At 40.9% G+C, this 3,301-nt stretch carries 3 protein-coding genes and 2 pseudogenes; all 5 read right to left on the reverse strand.

From position 1 onward, the window contains the following. A pseudogene (locus tag ACE1TI_RS21450) lies at positions 1–226 on the reverse strand (poly-gamma-glutamate synthase PgsB); the annotation flags it as partial. A 393-nt stretch (positions 227–619) separates the two neighbouring features. Further along, on the reverse strand, positions 620–2,269 hold the full coding sequence (gene ggt / locus ACE1TI_RS21455; protein ID WP_375009552.1) for a gamma-glutamyltransferase: 1,650 nt from the start codon (positions 2,267–2,269) through the stop codon (positions 620–622). A 17-nt stretch (positions 2,270–2,286) separates the two neighbouring features. After that, positions 2,287–2,421: a hypothetical protein gene (locus ACE1TI_RS21460; protein WP_375009553.1), complete on the reverse strand. Its 135-nt coding sequence runs from the start codon at positions 2,419–2,421 to the stop codon at positions 2,287–2,289. 16 nt (positions 2,422–2,437) lie between these two features. Next, positions 2,438–2,893, reverse strand: coding sequence for a poly-gamma-glutamate biosynthesis protein PgsC (pgsC, locus tag ACE1TI_RS21465; RefSeq protein ID WP_375009554.1), 456 nt, complete (start codon positions 2,891–2,893; stop codon positions 2,438–2,440). A gap of 1 nt (position 2,894) precedes the next feature. Next, a pseudogene (locus ACE1TI_RS21470) lies at positions 2,895–3,301 on the reverse strand (poly-gamma-glutamate synthase PgsB); the annotation flags it as partial.

The following is a 3,301-nucleotide window of genomic DNA, read 5'->3' on the forward strand; positions in this document are numbered from 1 at the left end:
CATACCAATAGAGCATCCGTGCCTGGGTGCCGGTCGTTTTCCCGACGGTTTTGTATCCCGCCTGCGTGAGAACCCCGGTAACTAATCTAGTTACTGTGGATTTGCCGCGGATTCCGTTGATATTAATGCGAATCGGAACTGCAGCAATGTTCTTGTAGTGCTTGCGGCGTTCCACCACGCCAAAAGTAAGTAATAAAAGAATGAAAAGAGGAATAAGGTACAGCATGTGAGGCTCCTTCCTAATTGACTTTATGACTTTACTGTGAAAATGAGGATGCATATACAAGCAGCTTCCTCTAGGTAAAACACTACTAGAGAAAGATTGCAGAAAAATATACATAGTGTAAAAATGCAACGAAAAAGCGAAATACGTTCTTAAGTATGTTCTTTATAATAAGTTAATCTATAAACTGAAATGATAAGGAAAGCTTTACAGGAAAAATTGAGCAGGTCGTATGATGGGTGAAAGACAAATATGGTATTTGTACTACAACGCAGGGTGGAAATAGAAAGTAAACAATATTTCTTTTGTTAAAGGGAGATTAATAATTTTTATATTTTTTTACAAAAAAGGGCCCGTCCTGTTATAGGACAAGCCCTTTTGTACTAATGCAATATTTTATCGCGACATCCATTTTCCGTTTCTTCTATGATCCGATCCTCCGTATATTTTTTCTTTGTTGTAATCAACAGTAAGACTTTGAACACTTCCAAAATAAAGAGGGGCTTTCGTGTTATCTACAGTGTAACCAGCATCCTCTAACTCTTCTTTTATTTTATTAGTAATTCTTCCTTCTAAATAGATTTTTTTGTTATGCATGTCGCGGTGAGATCGGTTTTCATCAATTGCCTCATGGATAGGCTGTTTAAACAAAAGATGGCGAGTTAATACTTGTGATAAGGTTGGAACAATTCTTCTGCCGCCAGCGCTTCCTATTCCGATTAAAGGGATATCGTTTTTAGCCAGTACCGTTGGGGTAATATAACTAAAAGGCCGCTTCCCTGGTTCATAAGAGTTTGGGGAGTTGGAACTAGAAGAAAAGTTCTCTAGCTGGTTATTTAAGAAAAAACCGTTCGTAAAAAATCCTGAACCAAAAAAGTTGCTTAATGTATTGGTTGCCGAAACCATCATTCCATCTTGATCAACCACGACAAAATGAGTGGTATTCCCGTCTTTTTCCGGTTCAGTATCTACTAATTTTTCATCATTTAGAGCATTTAGAGAAACATCGGATGCTAAATTTTCAGCGTACTCTTTGCTGGTTAATTCATCTACCGACATATCTACATATTTTGGGTCACCAATTGTTTCCAAACGATCTTTATATGCTTCCCGGTTGATTTCGCCATTTGCCTGGATGAATTCCGAAGGATTTTCTTTTAAATTACTTACTTGTAAGTGTTCAGCCATCTGTAATGATTGAATAAGCATGGTGCCTCCTGATGGCGGGGGAGGAGTGTAAACATAGAAACCAGCAAACTCTCCTTTAATAGGTTCTGTTTTTTCCACTTCATAGTCTTCGAGATCTTCCGTTTCGATGCCGTCTACTTTATCCGCTAGTTCCTCTCCAATTTTCCCCTTATAAAAGACATCGGGTCCATTTTCGCTAATATCGGTAATTGTTTCAGCTAATTCTTCTTGCTTCAGCTTTCTTCCTTCTTCAATGGCTTTATTATTAGGGTAAAAAAGCGAAGCTTCTGTTGGAGGAATACGATAATTAGCATTATTTAAGCGAAGGTGAAGCATACTAGAAACCCTTATACCGTTTTTAGCCTGATTAATGGAGGGTTCTAATAAGACTTTCATTGATCGAGTGCCAAAATCATTATGTGCTTTATCCATCCCTGCAACAAAACCCGGAACACCAATTCCAGCTTCAGGTTTATCTTCATTGTCCGGAGCTGTTTCTCTGTAATCATAAAGAACAGGCTTGGTTCCGTCTGCAGGATGAACTAGCATAAGCCCTCCGCCGCCTATTCCAGAAGCGTAGGGCTCTAATACACTCAAGGAATAGGAGATAGCTATTGCTGCATCAACCGCATTTCCGCCTCTTTTTAACACTTCCATTCCAACTTCTGTGGCGTACGGATTATCCGTAGCAACTCCTATCCCAGGGTTCTTACCATCTTTATTAATATCAATTGTCTCTTGTGATTCATAATCAGGGTCAGGATTTATTGGAGTATTCGGGGTAGTTTGGGTGCTAAGTAAAACAGCAGCTATAGATAGTAATATTAGTACAAAAATGCTGTCTTTTTTGGATCCCAATTACTCCACTTCCTTTATTAAATAAATACAATCAGAATAAGTAAGGCAATGATAAAACCAATAATAGTATGAACGGTGGTTTTCGGTTTTTGATGTTTTACGGCTTTTAAATAATGTTCTTTAAACGTCAATTTGTGTGTTGTAGTTGGCATATATACTTTCCCCTCTTTAAGCTAAAAAGATTTGGTAGACCGATAAAACGCCAAATGCTGAGAAGCTCAAAAGCATCGTGCTGGAGACGGTTGGCAGAAAGCCCTGGCGCTGTATGGTGTTGGCAATCAAGCCGGGCACGATCAAACCAATGGCCTGCAAATCAGCCACATTCATTGGAATGATGCCATATATGGCGTCAAATCCGAGCTTTAAAATGATCCCCGTCAACAGCATTGCTGTAAATTTTCGTCTTCCATACAAAATCGTAAAGTGATTGATCCCGTGCATGACGACAAGGTAGGTTGCAAAGCTGACAAACAAAATCGAAATGGCGTACACCGGTTTATCGATGACAAGGGCAATATAGCCGGGAACAACAAGTCCGGCTGGTAAAATCCCTGTTTTTTCGGCGAATAACAGACTAAGCGTGACCCCTGCCACGAGTGCAATCGTAATTTCCTGCAGTCCCACGTTATACTAACTCCTTTTGTGCTTTGATTTTTTGCAGTTCTTCTACTAACGGTTCCGCTGCACCGTGTATGTTGCCGACTCCGTAAAGCACGGTATTGCTCATATAAGGCTCCAGGGCCTGTACAATTTCGCCGGTATCCTGATGTTCCAGGTTCAGCAGTATGTCTGCTGGAATACGGCCGGCGTTGTAGCTGTCTACAATCGGGCTCGTTGTTTCTCCGATGAGCACCAGGGTTTTGCATGGAATGTAAGGAAGCACATCCTCTGCAAATTGTTCCGTCCGGTCGACACGGTCCGCCCGGCAATTCATCACCACCACCGGTTCATCGGTCGGATACCCGAGCATTTTCACCCGTTCCCAAATATTAATCGTGGAAGAAGCGTCATTGGCGGCAAAGCCGTTGACAA

The sequence above is a fragment of the Alteribacillus sp. JSM 102045 genome, assembly GCF_041949975.1.
Taxonomy (GTDB): domain Bacteria; phylum Bacillota; class Bacilli; order Bacillales; family Marinococcaceae; genus Alteribacillus.